Annotated in this window: 13 protein-coding genes; 7 read left to right on the plus strand and 6 right to left on the minus strand. The window is 71.5% G+C overall.

The annotated features are described in order from the left end of the window. Nucleotides 1-157: 157 nt before the first annotated feature. Together JHW38_RS15110 and JHW38_RS15115 are read right to left on the minus strand one after the other, a co-directional pair. Nucleotides 158-1,435: a M12 family metallo-peptidase gene (locus tag JHW38_RS15110; protein WP_207522167.1), complete on the minus strand. Its 1,278-nt coding sequence runs from the start codon at nucleotides 1,433-1,435 to the stop codon at nucleotides 158-160. A gap of 409 nt (nucleotides 1,436-1,844) precedes the next feature. Next, entirely contained in the window at nucleotides 1,845-2,909 is a 1,065-nt protein-coding gene (locus JHW38_RS15115; RefSeq protein WP_428995251.1) for a YeiH family protein, read from the minus strand. A 100-nt stretch (nucleotides 2,910-3,009) separates the two neighbouring features. Here JHW38_RS15115 and JHW38_RS15120 point away from each other — a divergent pair, with 100 nt between their 5' ends. Then, nucleotides 3,010-3,921 (plus strand): LysR family transcriptional regulator, encoded by a 912-nt coding sequence (locus tag JHW38_RS15120; RefSeq protein WP_207522168.1) that lies wholly within the window; start codon nucleotides 3,010-3,012, stop codon nucleotides 3,919-3,921. 191 nt (nucleotides 3,922-4,112) lie between these two features. Here the strand turns inward: JHW38_RS15120 and JHW38_RS15125 are convergent, their stop codons facing one another. Next, a complete protein-coding gene (locus tag JHW38_RS15125; RefSeq protein ID WP_031371341.1) occupies nucleotides 4,113-4,451 on the minus strand; it encodes a P-II family nitrogen regulator in 339 nt (112 codons plus the stop codon). Nucleotides 4,452-4,781: 330 nt separating this feature from the next. Between JHW38_RS15125 and ubiK the strand changes: the two genes are divergently transcribed. From ubiK to JHW38_RS15150, 5 genes are all read left to right on the plus strand, one after another. Continuing rightward, complete coding sequence (ubiK, locus tag JHW38_RS15130) at nucleotides 4,782-5,048, plus strand: ubiquinone biosynthesis accessory factor UbiK (protein WP_207522169.1); 267 nt, start codon at nucleotides 4,782-4,784, stop codon at nucleotides 5,046-5,048. 9 nt (nucleotides 5,049-5,057) lie between these two features. After that, nucleotides 5,058-6,584 carry a YifB family Mg chelatase-like AAA ATPase gene (locus JHW38_RS15135; RefSeq protein WP_207522170.1) on the plus strand — a complete coding sequence of 509 codons (1,527 nt, stop codon included), beginning with the start codon at nucleotides 5,058-5,060 and terminating at the stop codon, nucleotides 6,582-6,584. 229 nt (nucleotides 6,585-6,813) lie between these two features. Then, complete coding sequence (locus JHW38_RS15140) at nucleotides 6,814-7,644, plus strand: helix-turn-helix transcriptional regulator (RefSeq protein WP_207522171.1); 831 nt, start codon at nucleotides 6,814-6,816, stop codon at nucleotides 7,642-7,644. Nucleotides 7,645-7,960: 316 nt separating this feature from the next. Then, nucleotides 7,961-8,116 (plus strand): hypothetical protein, encoded by a 156-nt coding sequence (locus JHW38_RS15145; RefSeq protein ID WP_207522172.1) that lies wholly within the window; start codon nucleotides 7,961-7,963, stop codon nucleotides 8,114-8,116. A 243-nt stretch (nucleotides 8,117-8,359) separates the two neighbouring features. Further along, complete coding sequence (locus JHW38_RS15150) at nucleotides 8,360-9,373, plus strand: alpha/beta fold hydrolase (RefSeq protein ID WP_207522173.1); 1,014 nt, start codon at nucleotides 8,360-8,362, stop codon at nucleotides 9,371-9,373. A gap of 259 nt (nucleotides 9,374-9,632) precedes the next feature. Here JHW38_RS15150 and JHW38_RS15155 read toward each other — a convergent pair whose 3' ends face one another. Together JHW38_RS15155 and JHW38_RS15160 are read right to left on the minus strand one after the other, a co-directional pair. Further along, on the minus strand, nucleotides 9,633-10,730 hold the full coding sequence (locus JHW38_RS15155; protein WP_207522174.1) for an NAD(P)H-dependent flavin oxidoreductase: 1,098 nt from the start codon (nucleotides 10,728-10,730) through the stop codon (nucleotides 9,633-9,635). An 86-nt stretch (nucleotides 10,731-10,816) separates the two neighbouring features. Then, entirely contained in the window at nucleotides 10,817-11,986 is a 1,170-nt protein-coding gene (locus JHW38_RS15160; RefSeq protein ID WP_207522175.1) for a putative peptide maturation dehydrogenase, read from the minus strand. Between the two features lie 320 nt (nucleotides 11,987-12,306). Between JHW38_RS15160 and JHW38_RS15165 the strand changes: the two genes are divergently transcribed. Then, a complete protein-coding gene (locus JHW38_RS15165) occupies nucleotides 12,307-12,588 on the plus strand; it encodes an NHLP-related RiPP peptide (protein WP_207522176.1) in 282 nt (93 codons plus the stop codon). On the opposite strand, the gene JHW38_RS15170 is transcribed toward JHW38_RS15165, so the two are convergent. Continuing rightward, nucleotides 12,540-15,161 (minus strand): putative peptide modification system cyclase, encoded by a 2,622-nt coding sequence (locus tag JHW38_RS15170; protein WP_207522177.1) that lies wholly within the window; start codon nucleotides 15,159-15,161, stop codon nucleotides 12,540-12,542. The two genes, JHW38_RS15165 and JHW38_RS15170, sit on opposite strands and share 49 nt — an antisense overlap. Nucleotides 15,162-15,176: the final 15 nt, after the last annotated feature.

Raw genomic sequence — 15,176 nt, forward strand, 5'->3', positions numbered from 1 at the left:
CGCGGGGCTTTTTCGTAGTACGACTGTAGGAGCGGCGCGAGCCGCGACCGCGACAACGCAACCACGGCGCAGGTTTCGGCATAGTTGAGTTGTCGCGGTCGCGGCTTGCGCCGCTCCTACAGACCCGGAGCCCGCCGGGCTCCGGGTCGCAAGGCGATCAGCGGAACGCCGCCATCGCCGCCGCGCGCTCGCGCATGACCCGCTCGTTGTCGCGCGTGCTCGTTCCCAGCGACCGGCTCACGCCGCCGGACACATAGCTCTGGTCGGTCGTGGAGAAGTAACCGATGCGCGGCTGCGGATTCGAGTTCACCGCCATGATCGTGCGGAAATTGCCGGCCGAATTGACGTAGCCGTGGCCGTAGGAGAACGGCGTGGTGTTCGGATCGTTGTCGTGGCGCGCGCCGAACAGATGCGCCGCCTCGTGCACGAAGGTGAAGGTGCTGCACGAATGGTTCTGCACGAAGAATCCGTTCGCCGCGCTCGCGCCGATCGCCGCGGCCTGGCCGCACAACAGGCCGCCGCTGCTGCTGACCAGGCCGTCGCGCACGACCAGGGTCACCAAGTCCGCCGCGGTGTTGTTGCGCTCGGTGGTGGAATAGGCGTCGTACCAGCCGTCGCTGGTGCCCTTGATGCGCGACACCAGGGTGTCGGAGTTGTCGGTCGCCTGGCCCTGGGTCGGGAAACGGGTCCCGGCGCTTTCGAAGCGCACCGCCAAACCGTTGTTGGCGAACGCGGTGTTGGACTGGGCGATGAAGAACGCCGCGCGGTCGTTGGCCGAGTTCACTCCGCCGAGTTCGGCCACCGCTTCCGGGGTGTAGACCTGGAGGACGCGCACCACCGGATCGGCCAGCAACGGCGCCGCGGCCAGCGAGCGCGCGGCGCGGTCGGACTGCGGCGGCAGGTCGACATGGGTCGGCGTGTCGTCCGCGCCTTCCAGGCTGGCCGGATCGCGCTTGACCAGATACTGCTGCGCGCCGTTCTCGGAGGTCAGCAGTTCGTACACCTCGCCGGTGGTCGCGACGATCTGGCCGGTCACGCGCTCGCCGCGCACCACGAACAGCGCGGTCGACGGCGCTTGCGCGCCGAGCGCGAGACTGCCGTCGGGCCGCAGCCGGTCCGCGCCGGACCACACCACCTCGCCGCCGGGCGCGCGATACGACTTGGCAAGACGCATCTGCATGCGCGCGCCTTCGGGCAGGCTCAAGCTCAGCTCGCGACGGCCGTCGACCAGCATCTTGCGGTCGACCGACACCGCCGCCGCCCACTGCGCGGTCTTGCCGCGCAGCATGCCGGCGACGTGGGCCGGCGCCGCGGCCGCGGCGCGCGACGACTGCGCCTGGAACAGTTCCGGCGCGGCGGCCGATTGTGCGCTGGCGGCGTTCGCCGTGAGCGCGATGGCGCCGGCGATGGCCGCGACCAAGAGTGCTTTTTGCATCGGTTCTCTCTCCCTAATGCGTTGCAGCGATGATGGGCGGCGGTAACCGCCCGCGAAGTTCATGGCTGCATCGCCGCTGACCGCTCGCTGGCGAACGAGGGCGCAGGGGTACGGTCGAGCTACCGCGAACGGAGCTGAGCTTAGGCACGCGGGGTGTGGCGCGAATCGTAGTCGCAAGCGTCGTGTGTGCGCTGAAGTACGCGGCACATCACATATTCACAGATAACTACCGTTGCTGCGGTAGCGCAGGTATACGGCTCAAGACGGTCTACTCACGTCTGACGCGCACTTGCTGCGCGAAATCCTCAAGCAAAACGACTGTAGGAACTGCGCGAGCTGCGACCGCGTTACCACGCTTGCGACGTAGGTGCGGTGTCGCGGTCGCAGCTCGCGCAGCTCCTACAGACAGTCAGCCGAACAGCTTCGCCGCGCCGACATTGAGCGCATAGCCGCCGACCGTCAGCGTCGCGAACAGGATCGCCGCCAGCAGCATCGGCTTGGCGCCGGCCTGGCGGATCGCGCCGATGTGGGTGCGCAGCCCCAGCGCGGCCATCGCCATCGCCAGCAGCACCGTGTCGATCTGGATGATCGCGGCCTTCCACGCCGCCGGCAGCAGGTGCAGCGAGTTGATTCCGCTGACCGCGACGAACAGCAGCGCGAACCACGGAATCACGATCTTCGACTGGGTCGCGCCCGCGCCGCCCTGGCCGCCCAGACGCGAGGACAGGATCAGCAGGAACGGCGCCAGCAGCATCACCCGCAGCATTTTCTCGATGACCGCCGCCGATGCCGCCTGCTCGCTCACTGCGCGTCCGGCGACGACAACCTGGGCGACTTCGTGGATGGTCGAACCGGCGAACACGCCGTACGCGTGCTCGCTCAGGCCCAGATACGGATAAGCCCAGGGGTAGACGAACATGCCCACGGTGCCGAACACCACCACCGTGGCGACCGCGACCGATACCTTGTGCGCCTGCCCCTTCACCACCGGCTCGGTCGCCATCACCGCCGCCGCGCCGCAGATCGCGCTGCCGGCGCCGATCAGCATCGAGGTTTCGCGGTCGAGCTTGAGCACGCGCGTGCCGAGCCAGGTCGCCAGGCAGAAGATCCCGGCGACCACGACGATGTCGACCGCCAAACCGGCCGCGCCGACTCCGGCGATCTCCTGGAACGTCACCCGGAACCCGTACAGCACGATGCCGGCGCGCAGCAGCATCGCCTTGCTGAAGTCCACGCCGCTGCCGACCCGCCCGGCGATGGCCGGAAACACGGTGTTGCCGACCGCGATGCCGAGCATGATCGCCAGGGTCAGCGCGCTGAGCCCGGCCGACTGCAGCGCCGGCAGCCCGGCCAGGCCGGTCGCCGCGGCCGCGATCGCCGCCGCCAGCGCCAGTCCCGGCCAGAACCCCGGCTGCCGGTGCGCGCCTTGCGGGGCGACGGGGGCGGACGAGGTCGGAGTCATGGCGGCGGACACGGGGGCGTACTCGGGCTGGAAAGAAGGCGCCACGGTAGGCCCGCCCCCAAACGGAGTCCAATACATATAATTCAAGAATCCATGAGTTGGACTCATAGCCATGAACCTGCACCTGCTGCGCGTGTTCCTGACCGTGGTCGAACAGCAAGGCTTCTCGCGCGCGGCCGAAACCCTGTTCGTGAGCCAGTCGGCGGTGTCCAAGGCGGTGCGCGAGCTGGAAAGCCAGCTCGACCTGCCGCTGCTGGAGCGCACCGGCAGCGACGGCAAGGCGGTGCGCGGCGGCGTCCACGGCATCGCCCTGACCGACCACGGCCGCGCCCTGTTCGAACACGCCCGCGCGATCTTCGCCCTGGAGCGCATCGCCATCGAGGACATCCGCGACCGGGTCGAACTGCGCCAGGGCCGGCTGCGCATCGGCGCCAGCACCACGGTCGCGGCGTACTGGCTGCCGCAGCAGCTCGGGCCGTTCATGCGCCGGCACCCGCAGTTGGCGACCGAGCTGATCGTCGGCAACACCGAACAGATCAGTCGCGCGGTGATCGATTGCGCGGTCGACATCGGCTACGTCGAAGGTTCGGTCGACGACCCGCGCATCGCCGCCAGCCATTGGCGCGACGAACCGCTGCGCCTGATCGCCGCCGCCGACAGCGCGCTCGGCGCGCGCCGGCGGCCGACCATCGGCGAACTCTCGCGCCAGACCTGGCTGCTGCGCGAACCCGGCTCGGGCACGCGCCAGGTCGCCCAGTCGCTGTTCGCCGCGCGCGCCATCGCGCCCGCGCGCACGGTCGAGATCGGCAGCAACGAAGCCATCGCCCGCGCCGTCGCCGCGGGCGCCGGCATCGCCCTGCTGCCGGCGACCGTGGTCGCCGACCTGATCCTGATGCAGCGGGTGCGCCCGATCGCGCTCGGCGAAGACGAAACCCTGAGCCGGCCGCTGTACCGGCTGGAACTGGCCAATCGGCCGCGCGCGCCGGCGTTGCAGGCGTTTCTCGAGGAAGAACGCGAGGCGTGAGCGCGCGTGCCGCGCCCGGCGAATGCGATCGCGGTGTGGAGGCGGCGGAACGTGCTGGGTGGATGCGCGCTCGGTCGATGCGCGCTCGATGGACGAACGCTAGAGCGCGCGCGGCGACGTCACGTCGCGCAGACCGACCGGAACTTGGCAGCGCTCGAGCGCTGCGTGCGCTCAGCCAAGGAGCATCCGGCTTACAGCGCGTCGCCGTCCATTTCGCCGGTGCGGATGCGCACCGCGCGTTCCAGGTCCCAGACGAAGATCTTGCCGTCGCCGATCTTGCCGGTGCCGGCGGCCTTCATGATCGCCTCGACCACGGTGTCGACCTGATCGTCGGTGACCGCCACTTCGAGTTTGATCTTGGGCAGGAAGTCGACCACGTATTCGGCGCCGCGGTACAGCTCGGTGTGGCCCTTCTGGCGGCCGAAGCCCTTGACCTCGGTGGCGGTGATGCCGGCCACGCCGGCCTCGGCCAGCGCTTCGCGCACGTCGTCGAGCTTGAACGGCTTGATCACCGCCATGACCATTTTCATTCGCTGTCTCCGCCAGTGGCGCGGCGCCGGTGGGCGCCGGCGCGTTCCGATTTGGCGCGCAGGATAGCGCGCCGGCGCGCCGCGACCTAGCCGCGCCGCCGGTCGGCTGGCGTTCACATCGCCTGCGCGGCGTGCGTCGGAGGATGGCAACGGCACATGAAAGCTGCGGCGAATCGCCTGCACGGAGGCTTGCCGCACGCGCCAAGGCCGTGATGTAGTGACCGCGTCATCCACTTCGGACTTTTCCGACAGCCCGCCCCGGCCCCGGCCGACGGCGTCGCCCCGGTCCGGCGGTCAAGCTGACCCCAATACCGGAGGAGTTTCATCTACATGATCGACCTGAACTATATCGACGACCTCGCCCGCCGCCTCAGCACCCTGGTTCCGCCGGGCGTGCGCGAAGGCCGCGAAGAAATGCAGCAGAACTTCAAGTCCGTGCTGCAGACCGGCTTGACCAAGCTCGACCTGGTCACCCGCGAGGAATTCGAGGTGCAACGCGCGGTGCTGCTGCGCACCCGCGAGAAGCTCGAAGAACTGCAGCGCACCGTGGCCGAGCTCGAAGCCCGGCTCGACGACGCGCCCGCGCCCCAGCACTGAGTTCCCGCCATGAACCTGGCGCTCGTGCACAGCCGTGCGCGAACGGGGGTGCGTGCGCCGGCGGTACGCGTCGAAGTGCATCTGGCCGGCGGCCTGCCGTGCATGAACATCGTCGGCCTGCCCGAGGCCGCGGTGCGCGAGGCCAAGGACCGGGTGCGCGCGGCGATCCAGTCGGCGCAGTACGAATTCCCGCAGCGACGCATCACCGTCAACCTCGCGCCCGCCGATCTGCCCAAGGACGGCGGCCGCTACGACCTGGCCATTGCGCTCGGCATCCTCGCCGCCAGCGGGCAGCTGCCGCTGCCGGCCTTCGCCGACTGCGAATTCCTCGGCGAACTCGGCCTCACCGGCGAGCTGCGCGCGATCGACGGCGTGCTGCCGGCGGCGCTGGCCGCGGCCGACGCGGGGCGCCGGCTGGTGGTGCCGGCCGGCAACGGCAGCGAAGCGGCGCTGGCCAGCCGGGTCGAGGCGCGCACCGCGCGCACGCTGTCGGAAGTCTGCTCGATGCTGTGCGAACGCAGCCAGCTGCCGCGCGCGCAAGCGCCCGCGATCGTGCGCGCGCCCGAGCCGGACATGCGCGACGTGCGCGGCCAGGCGCAGGCGCGGCGCGCGCTGGAGATCGCCGCGGCCGGCGGCCACCACCTGTTGCTGATCGGCCCGCCCGGCTGCGGCAAGACCTTGCTCGCCTCGCGCTTGCCCGGCCTGCTGCCCGAAGCCAGCGAAGACGAAGCGCTGGAAACCGCGGCGATCGCTTCGGTCGGCGGCGGCGGCCACGGCCGCGCGCTGGATCCGGCGCGCTGGCGCCAGCGGCCGTTCCGCGCGCCGCACCACACCGCCAGCGCGGTCGCGCTGGTCGGCGGCGGCGCCGATCCGCGTCCGGGCGAAATCTCGCTCGCGCACCACGGCGTGCTGTTCCTCGACGAGTTGCCCGAATGGGAGCGGCGCGCGTTGGAAGTGCTGCGCGAACCGCTGGAATCGGGCGTGGTCACGGTCGCGCGCGCGGCGCGCAGCGCCGAGTTTCCGGCGCGCTTCCAGCTGGTCGCGGCGATGAATCCCTGCCCCTGCGGCTGGGCCGGCGACAGCAGCGCGCGCTGCCGCTGCAGCGCCGACCTCATCCATCGCTATCGTTCGCGCCTGTCCGGCCCGTTGCTGGACCGCATCGACCTGCACATCGAGGTGCCGCGGCTGCCGCCGGCGGCGCTGCGGCCGGACCAGCCCGACGGCGAGTCCAGCGCGGCGATCCGCGAACGCGTGAGCGCTGCGCGCCGCCTGCAGACCGAACGCAGCGGCAAGCACAACGCGCGCCTGGACCAGGCCGACACCAACCGCCATTGCCGCTTGAGCGAATCCGATCAGGCCCTGCTGGAACGCGCGGTCGACGCGCTGCAATTGTCGGCGCGGTCGATGCACCGGATCCTGCGCGTGGCCCGCACCATCGCCGACCTCGCCGGTTGCGAGGCCATCGCCACCGCGCATCTGAGCGAAGCCATCGGCTATCGGCGCGCGGACCGCGACAGCGCGACGCGGGCGGCGTAACGCAGCGTTCCGGCCGCGGCCGCCGGGACCTCGCCGCCGCCCGCCGGGACACGCTTTCGCCGCGAAAAAGCGCGGCGGCGCGGGTTCGCGACCGCGCTGCACGCTTGCGCCACGGCCCACGGCGGCCCGCGCCGCGGCCGCCGGCCTGGGCTATAGTCGCCGCGCGGACCCGGCCACGGCAGGCGACGGCCCGCCGGCCGCGGCGCGCGGCGCCATCGAGGCCTCCGGCATGTCCGAGTTCACCGTCCATAGCCTGCTCAAGACGCCGACCGTGACGGTCCGCGATGTCTATTGCCGCGGCGAGTGCAAGCACCGCAGCGCCGAGGAATGCGCCGCCGCGACCCATCTGGTGTTCCCGTATCGCGGCGTGTACGTACGCCATGTCGGCGAGCAGGCGACCGTGGCCGAGGCCAGCCAGGTGCTGTTCTTCAATGCCGGCGAGGGTTACCGGGTCAGCCATCCGATCGAAGGCGGCGACGCCAGCCTATCGGTGTCGGTGGCCGAGCCGATGCTGCGCGAAATGGCGCCGAAGACGCTGTTGCGCGACGGCGAGGAACTGTCGTTCCGCCAGCCGCGCCTGCGCATCGACCCGCGCGCGCAGTCGCTGGCGATGCTGCTGCGCCACAGCCTGCGCCAGGGCATCGCCGAGCCGCTGGAAGCCGAGAGCCTGGCGCTGACCCTGGTGCAGCGCGCGCTCGGCCCGCGCACCGCGCACATCGCCGGCGCCAGCGCGGGCCAGCAGCGGTTGGTGGAACGGGCCAAGCTGGTGCTGGTCAGCGATCTGTCGCGGCGCTGGACCCTGGCCGAGATCGCCGCCGAAGTCGGGGTGTCGCCGGTCTATCTGACCCAAGTGTTCCAGCGCGTGGAAGGGCTGCCGCTGTACCGCTACCAGTTGCGCTTGCGCCTGGCGCGGTCGCTGGATCTGCTCGGCGAGTACGAGGACCTGAGCGCGTTGAGCCAGGATCTGGGGTTTTCCAGCCACAGCCATTTCAGTGCCGCGTTCCAGCAGACCTACGGGCGTTCGCCGTCGGAATTCCGGCAGTCGGCGCTGTATCGCTGATCTCCCGGCGAAGCCGCTGCCACCGCGGCCGCAGGCCGCGCGATGCAGGAGCGGCGCGAGCCGCGACACCGGATGCGGTGGGCGCAAACGGACCGACCCAAGCCCGGCCGCGCAGGGTTCCAATCGACGGCCCGGCATCGCCAGCTTCGGCAGGAAGCGTGGTATCGCACCGCATCCGGTGTCGCGGCTCGCGCCGCTCCTACAGGGGCCCCGGCCGGCCCCTCGGACCCCGATCGCTAAATTTTCTGACAGCGCCTACCCCGCCCGCGGTGGCCTACTGTGCCTGCCCACTCCCGGGCGCCTTCGGAGAATCCCCATGAGCGAGAAGACCTGCGCGGCCTGCGACTGTCCGCTCGACGAGAACGCGTTCCAGGTGAAGGTCGGCGGCAAGACCGTCGAGGTGTGCTGCGAGGAATGCGCGCAGAAACTCGACGCGGCCTACGTCTCGGCGCAGTCGCCCGGCGGCAACTGATCGTTCCGAAAAACGCACGCGGCGCGCTCTGGAAAACGCGTCGGCCCGTGCCTAAGTCGCCTGTGTGCGGATCCTGGCGCATCGCCTGCCGATAAGGGGGTAGCGGGCGCCGGCTGCACGCATTCAAGACATCGCGGCGCTCGCGCCGCATTCCGATAACGCAACGTCCCAAGGCGGCGCCCGCAGCGCCGTTGCGGGCCTCTGCACGCCCGCGACGGCGCTGCGCACCCTAGGAGTTCCCCCATGAACCGCAGAAATTTCCTGTTGGGCGGCGCCGGCTTCATCGCCGCCGGCAGCCTCGGCGCCATCGTCCACGCCGCCGCGCGCGGCGCCGCCGCGGGCGGCGCGCAGGCGACCGCCGGCCTCGACCTCAGCGCCGCCGAGTTCCACGCCAGCCGCAAGTTCGCCCACACCGCGTTCGGCGACATCGCCTACGTCGAACGCGGCGAAGGCCCGGCCGCGCTGTTCCTGCACGGCTTCCCGCTCAACAGCTATCAATGGCGCGGCGCGCTGCCGCGGCTGGCGCCGTACCGGCGCTGCATCGCGCCGGACTGGCTGGGTCTGGGCTACACCCGCGTGGCCGACGGCCAGGCCGTGGATCCCGATGCGCAGGTGGCGATGATCGTGGCGCTGATGGACCAACTCGGCATCGACAGCGCCGACCTGGTCGCCAACGACAGCGGCGGCGCCATCGCCCAGTTGCTGCTGACCCGCCATCCCGAGCGCGTGCGCACGGTGCTGCTGACCAACTGCGACACCGAATTCGACAACCCGCCGCCGAAGCTGGTGCCGGTGATCGAACTGTCCAAGCAAGGCCGCTTCGTCGACGAATGGCTGGCGCCGTGGTGGCAGGACAAGGCGCTGGCGCGCTCGCCGAACGGTTTCGGCGGCATGTGCTACGCCGATCCGTCGCATCCCGACGACGACGCCATCGACATGTACTTCGGCCCGCTGCTGTCGACCGACAAGCGCAAGGCGCTGACTCATGCGTACGCGATGGGCCTGGAGCGCAACGTGCTCGAAGGCATCGGTCCGTTGCTGGGCAAGAGCCGCGCGCCGACGCGGGTGCTGTGGGGCATGGCCGACGACATTTTCGACAACAAGCAGGCGCAGCCGCTGGCCGATGCGTTCGGGCAATCGCGCGGGCTGCGCAAGCTCGACGGGCTCAAGCTGTTCTGGCCGGAAGAACGCCCGGACGTGATCGCCGAGGAAGCGCAGCGCTTGTGGGCGGCGTGGGCGCCGCAGCGGGTGCGGTGAGCGTAGCGGGTACACGGACGCGGACGCCGCTACGTTGCGTGGAGCGCAGCGGCTGTGTGGGTGTGGACGCCGCAACGACGCATTGAGCGCTGTGATTGTTGCAACACAAACGTCGTCGTGTTGCGTCCATCGTAGCGGTTGCGAATACGCGCACGCTGCAGCGGCCCGTTGAGCGCAGTGATTGTGGAAACGTCGACATTGCCGCGTTGCGTCGAGCGAAACCGCTGCATGCGGCGTTTTGCGCGCAGCGGTGCAGCGTTCAACCGACGTCGCTGCGGCCGCCGTCGCGGCCGCGATCGAGCAAGTCCTGAGCCTGCCGCGCCAGTTCGCGGGTCAGCGCGAACGCGTCCAGCGCATGCGCGCGCCGCGCCTGGCCCGACCACAGCGACATGAAGCCGTCGTCGCCGGCGGCCTCGGCGTTCGCCCGCAGCGGCGCCAGCGCGGCGCCGGCGCCGGGGAAGGCCGGCGCCAGCGGCGACAGCGGCCCGAGTTCGCGCATGACCCGGTTGACCACGCCACGCGCGGGCCGGCCGCTGAACAGGTTGGTCAGCGCGGTGTCGTCGCCGTCGCCGGCGTGCAGCGCGCGCCGGTGCAGCGGCGAGATCGTCGCTTCCGGGCAGAACAGATACGCGGTGCCGACCTGCACCGCCGCCGCGCCGAGCGCGAACGCCGCGGCGATGCCGCGGCCGTCGAAGATGCCGCCGGCGGCGATCACCGGCACGCCGACCGCATCGGCCACGCGCGGCAGCAGCGCGAACAGGCCGGCTTGCGCGCTGACGTCTTCGCCGTCGAGGAACACGCCGCGGTGGCCGCCGGCTTCGTTGCCTTGCACGACGATCGCGTCGCAGCCGCGCCGTTGCAGCCACACCGCCTCGGCGACGGTGGTGGCCGAGGCGATCGCGCGCGCGCCGCTGGCGCGCACGCGTTCGAGCAAGGCCGGCTCGGGCAGGCCGAAGTGGAAGCTCGCGACCTGCGGCCGCAGTTCTTCGACCAGCGCGCACCACGCCTCGTCGAACGGCGCGCGCGCGGCCGCGGCGACGGCGGCGTCGGGATCCAGGCCGAATTCGAGGTAGTACGGGCGCAGCCGCTGGCGCCACGCGGCGTCGCGCGCCGGGTCCGGCGCGGCGGCGCGATGGCAGAAGAAATTGAGGTTCACCGGCGCGTCGACCGCGGCGCGGAACTGCGCGACCTGTTCGCGCGCCTGCGCCGGCGACAGCATCGCGCACGGCAGCGAGCCCAGCGCGCCGGCGCGCGCGGCGGCGATCGCCAGCTCGGCGTTCTGCGCGCCGGCCATCGGCGCCTGCACGATCGGCAAGGCGATGCCGAACAAGTCCTGGATACGGCGGTCTGGCCACATGCGTGCGCGCTCCGTGGAGGATGCGCGCAGCATGCCACCGGCCGCGCGCGCCGTGTTGGCGCGCTGTGGCGAACGTGCGCGCGCGCTCAGTCCCGCGGCCAGACCGCGCCGGCCGGATCGAACTCGGAGGTGCCCATGCGTTCGCCGCGCCAGCCGAAGCCGCAGACCGCGAGCGGGCCTTCGGCCAGCGGGTCCAGGCCGAAGCCGCGCTCGATGTCGACTTCGTTGATCGCCGAGGTCACGAACGCGCCGAGCCCGAGCTCGGTCGCGCTCAGATACAGCGTCTGCGACAGATGCCCGCTGTCGAGCAGCAGCGCGCGATACGCCTTGGCGTGGCGGCGGTACTTCCAGAAGCTGCGCGCATAGCGCGGCGCCAGCACCGCCAGCGCGTGCGCGTCGGCGAACCAATGCTGGCCGGCGACCGCCTGCGCGGCGAACTCGGCCAGCGGCGCGGCCGGCGCCGGCATCGGCTCCAGTGCGTGCTCGACCGGGTGGTAGTGGTACAGCCCGGGCGCCACGCCGTCGACGTTCTGCACGATCAGATACGCCTCGGTCGCGTGCAGGCCGCCGCCGGACGGCGTGTGCTTCTTCAGGAACACGGTGTCGTCGCTGATCCGCACCTGCGCCTGCGCGGCGAACACGCGCCGTAGCATGCGCGCGAAGCGCTCGTACGGCAGCGCGCGCGCGGCGTCGAAGTTGCGGCAGGTGGCGCGGCGCGCCAGCAGCCGCTCGAACTCGCCGTCGTCCAGCCGCGGCAGCGGCAGGCGCGCGGCGGCCGGCGCGCGCTCGACTACGTGCGGCGGCGGCGCGCCGAGGCGGCGGCGGATCTCGGCCGCGGTGGTCAGTTCGTTCTCGTCCATCGCCGCGGCGCTGTCCGTGCCCTGCCAGCGCGCCATGCGGTGGGCCAGCGCGGCCGGCGGCCACCAGTGCGCGGCGCGCACCGCCTCGTCGCGCTCGCGGTGGGCGGCGCGGGCTTCGTCGTCGCCGATCAGCAGGCCGGCCTGCAGCAAGGCCTCGCAGGCCTGCGGGGCCAGCGCGCGCACGTCCTCGGCCGGCAGCCACGCGTGCGCGCCGACCGCGCCGAGCAGCTCGCGCTCGTCGGCGCCGATCTCCACCTCCGCCTCCAGGTGCGGCGCCAGCGCCAGCCATTGGCGCTGGCTGTGCAGGCCGTTGCCGCCGCTGAGCAGCGAGTTCAGGTCGAACGACAGGGTTTCGCGCGGTTCGATGAATACGATGGAGCAGCGGCGGATGCGCATGGCGGCGGGCGGGTCTCGGCGACGGCGGGCTCGGCGGCGGTGCACGAACCGCGGCCTGCGCGTGCCGGACAGCACGGCGGCCGCGGCTAGAATAGGCGATGGACGCCGCACCGGCTCGCACACGCCGCGCGGCGGCCCGGCGCCGGGCGCCGACCCGACTTTGCTGAACGACGCATTTGACCTGTCGCTGCGGGTTGTCGCGTTGTCCCTGCTTGACCGGGGCGGCCGTACGGCGCCGCTTTACGCCCGAATCGGGCAATCACGGGGGAACTGGGGAACTACCTATGGCTACGAAAAAACCTGGCGGCGGACACACGCCTTTGGATCCGAAAGTCGCCGACAAGCTGCTGGAGTTGTTGAGCACCGATAACGAATTCCGCGCGAACTTCGAGAAAGACCCGAAGGCCGCGGTGCAGTCGCTCGGCCACGACGTGCCCGAGGGCGTGCAGCTGCTGTGCATGAACACGACCCAGATGGCGAGCAAGGAAGAGATCGCCCAGGCGCGCGAGGCGATCAAGGAGTTCCTGACCTCGGCGGCCGCTTACAGCAATCCTCACTGCTTCGAGGCCGGCAACCTCGGCCCGGCGCTCGACGACAAGTAAGCCGGCGGCGCATTGGCGGCCCAGGCGGCGGAGTACGCCTGGGCTTCCTTGTCCGCTTCGGCCGTACGGCCCAAGGCCTTGAGCGCCTGCGCGGCGCGCAGCCGCGCGATCCGGGTGTCGGCCACGTTCAGCGATTGCAGCGACTGGCCGCCGGCCAGTTCGATGTACGCCAGGCCGCGGTGCGCGGCCAGCCAGCGCGCTTGCTCGAGCGCCTTTTCGTTGTCGCCGGCGGCCTCGAAGGCCTGCATCAGCGCGGCCCGGGTCTGGAACAGTTCGTGCCCGTTGAGCAGGCCGGCCAAGCGCCGCACCGCTGCCTCGGGCTTGCCGTCCAGCCGCTCCTGCCCGGCCAGCACCACTTCGCGCAGTTCCGCCAGCTTCGGCGTCGCCCACAGCTTCGGTTGGTCCTTGAGCGCGTCGAGCACGCTGGTCGCCAGGCTGGCATCGTCCTGGCGCTGGGCCAGGTAAGCGCTGGCCAGGGCCAGGAACACGTAGTCGCTCTCGTCGAAACCGGCGCCCTTGGACGCGGCCAGGGCGTTGCGCGCGCTCGCGCCGAGCAGTTCGCGCGCCCGCGCGCGTTCGCCGTTGAGCATGGCCACGCTGGCCTCGGTCACCGCCAGCACGTGCTTGAGCAGGTCGTTGCCTTCCACCGGCAGCTTGGCCGCGGCCTCGATATGGCGCTGGGCCTCTTTCCAGCGGCCCTGGTCGAGCAGCAGCGAGGTCTTGTCGAGATCGCGCACCGCGGCATAACCCTTGCGCGCGGCGCCGCCGCCGTCGAGCCGGCGCGCGGCGTCGTCGAGCGCGCCCTGCGCGGCGGAGACGTTGGCGCGGCGGCGCGCCGCATCGGCGATGTCGAGCTTGAGCGCCTGGTCGAACGCGGCGCGCGCGGCGCCGTAGTTCTCCTGGCCCAGCTCGGTGCGGCCGACATAGTCGTAGCCGTGGCCGCGCAGCGGGTTCTGCGGCACGGTGGCGCGCTGGGCGTAGGTGCGGGCCTCGGCGAAGCGGCTCTCCTGCATCAGCTGGAACGCGTAGTTGGCGGCGCCGGCGAAGTAGTCCGGATACAGGTCGGCCAGCAGCTTCCACTTGCCGACCGCCTCGCGGCCGCCGGCGAACTCGGCCGACCATGCGTCCAGGTACAGCGCGTCGCGCGGCGGCAGCCGGTCGCGGTGTTCCAGCGCCTGGGCCAGGAACGGTTTGGCGTGGGTGGCGTCGATCCGCGAGACCGCGGTGCGCACGCTGCCGAGGTAGGCCAGGGCGAAGGTCGGGTCGAGGGTGGTGGCGCGCTGGTAGAAGTCGGCCGCCTCCTCCATGCGCCCGCGGCCGAACGCCTTCTGGCCCAGGGCGTAGGCGCGCAACGCGTCGAGATTGGAGGTGGCGACCTTCGGCAGCGGCTCGGAATCGCGCTCGATCGACTTCATCGCCTCGCCGAGCTTTTCGCGCAGCGCCGCGGTGACGGTGTCGATCGAGTTCAGCGTGGACTCTTTGCCGGCGCCGTCGGCGGACTCGGCGTAGACCGTGGTCTGGGTATGCGGATCGATGACTTCGGCGCTGACCCGCACCCGCCCGCCGACTTCGGCCACGGTCGGCAGGATCACCGCGCGCGCGCCGTCGCGCAGGGCGATTTCCGAGGCGATGGCGCGGTCGAGCACGGTGTCGTTCTTGCGCTGCATGCGCTCGAGCGCGTCGCGCGCCTTGAGGTCGCTGAGCACGTTGACGTAGCGCGACTGCTCCAGGCTGATGCGGAAGGCCTGTTCCAGCGAATCGTCGAGCACGCTCTGGCCGGTGAGGTTGCGCAGGTCGCCGATCACCACCCAGTCGCGCTGGCCGAACGCGATCGCCGGCTGCGGCCGGGTCGCGAACCAGATGCCGCCGCCGACCGCCGCCAGCAGCGCGACCTCGGCGACCAGCGCCGCCGGGCGCCGCCACAGCGGAATGTCGCGCCAGGCCTTGGGCCCGTTCGGCGGCGCGCGCAGCGGGGCGATCCCGGGCTCGCCGACTTCGTAGATTTCCTGCGGCTCGGGCACGCCCTTGAAGCGCCAGCGCCCGTGCGACTTCCACAGCAGCTGCTGGCCGCGTTCGCCGAGTTCGCGCGCGGCGCGGTGCGCCAGCGGCTCGGCCACCGCCGACAGCAGGATCTGGCCCGGCCGCGCGGTCGCCATCAGCCGGCCGGCCATCGGCTTGGCCAGGCCTTCGACTTCGACCGGCTTGGCGCCGACCTTGACCGCCTCGTCGCTGTTGCGCCAGGTCAGCACTTCGCCGACGTGCAGGCCGGCGCGGGCCTTGAGTTCGAACTTGCGCGCCGCGCCGATCTCGCGCAGGCCGCGGGCGTAGTCCAGGGCGAAACCGAGGCCGTCGATGGGCCGCTCGAACAGCAGCAGCAAGCCGTCGGAGCGGTCGATCAAACGCCCGCGCCAGCGTTGCTGCAACGACAGCACCAGCCGGTCGTGTTCGCGGAACAGCTCCGCCGCGGGGCCGTCGCCGATGCGTTCGACCAGGGTGGTCGAATCGCACAGGTCGGTCAGCAGCAGGGTACGCAGCTGCGGGCCGTCGGCGTCGGGGCGGTGGGCGTCGTTCATCGCGGCATCCTTGTC

The sequence above is a fragment of the Lysobacter enzymogenes genome (assembly GCF_017355525.1).
Taxonomy (GTDB): Bacteria; Pseudomonadota; Gammaproteobacteria; order Xanthomonadales; family Xanthomonadaceae; genus Lysobacter; species Lysobacter enzymogenes_C.

Coding starts and splice junctions, on each gene's coding strand:
- JHW38_RS15135 (WP_207522170.1), top strand. CDS start 5,058: ATGAACCTGGCGCTCGTGCACAGCCGTGCGCGAACGGGGGTGCGTGCG.
- JHW38_RS15110 (WP_207522167.1), bottom strand. CDS start 1,435: ATGCAAAAAGCACTCTTGGTCGCGGCCATCGCCGGCGCCATCGCGCTC.
- JHW38_RS15125 (WP_031371341.1), bottom strand. CDS start 4,451: ATGAAAATGGTCATGGCGGTGATCAAGCCGTTCAAGCTCGACGACGTG.
- JHW38_RS15150 (WP_207522173.1), top strand. CDS start 8,360: ATGAACCGCAGAAATTTCCTGTTGGGCGGCGCCGGCTTCATCGCCGCC.
- JHW38_RS15145 (WP_207522172.1), top strand. CDS start 7,961: ATGAGCGAGAAGACCTGCGCGGCCTGCGACTGTCCGCTCGACGAGAAC.
- JHW38_RS15155 (WP_207522174.1), bottom strand. CDS start 10,730: ATGTGGCCAGACCGCCGTATCCAGGACTTGTTCGGCATCGCCTTGCCG.
- ubiK (WP_207522169.1), top strand. CDS start 4,782: ATGATCGACCTGAACTATATCGACGACCTCGCCCGCCGCCTCAGCACC.
- JHW38_RS15140 (WP_207522171.1), top strand. CDS start 6,814: ATGTCCGAGTTCACCGTCCATAGCCTGCTCAAGACGCCGACCGTGACG.
- JHW38_RS15120 (WP_207522168.1), top strand. CDS start 3,010: ATGAACCTGCACCTGCTGCGCGTGTTCCTGACCGTGGTCGAACAGCAA.
- JHW38_RS15160 (WP_207522175.1), bottom strand. CDS start 11,986: ATGCGCATCCGCCGCTGCTCCATCGTATTCATCGAACCGCGCGAAACC.
- JHW38_RS15170 (WP_207522177.1), bottom strand. CDS start 15,161: ATGAACGACGCCCACCGCCCCGACGCCGACGGCCCGCAGCTGCGTACC.